The organism is Sphaerospermopsis reniformis, assembly GCF_005402885.1.
In the GTDB taxonomy this organism is placed as follows: Bacteria; Cyanobacteriota; Cyanobacteriia; order Cyanobacteriales; family Nostocaceae; genus Sphaerospermopsis; species Sphaerospermopsis kisseleviana.
Map to the genome: position 1 here is coordinate 1 of NZ_BJCE01000670.1, position 216 is coordinate 216.

Genomic DNA, 216 nt, shown 5'->3' on the forward strand with positions numbered 1-216 from the left:
ATATCAGCAAAAACCACGCGGTGATAGGGATAGAAGATTTGAATGTATCTGGGATGTTAGCAAATGGGAAATTATCAAAAGCTATAGCTGATATGGGCTTTTATCAATTCAGAAGGCAGCTAGAATATAAAACACAACTGTATGGTAGTAAGTTAGTAATTGTGGATAGATATTATCCCAGTAGCAAGACTTGCTCAAGTTGTGGAGAAAAGAAAT

The 216-nt window shown here is 35.6% G+C and carries 1 protein-coding gene; it reads left to right on the top strand.

Going from position 1 to position 216, the window contains the following annotated elements:
* On the top strand, positions 1-216 hold a 216-nt coding region (locus FFR48_RS28785), incomplete at both ends, for a zinc ribbon domain-containing protein (protein ID WP_137669653.1).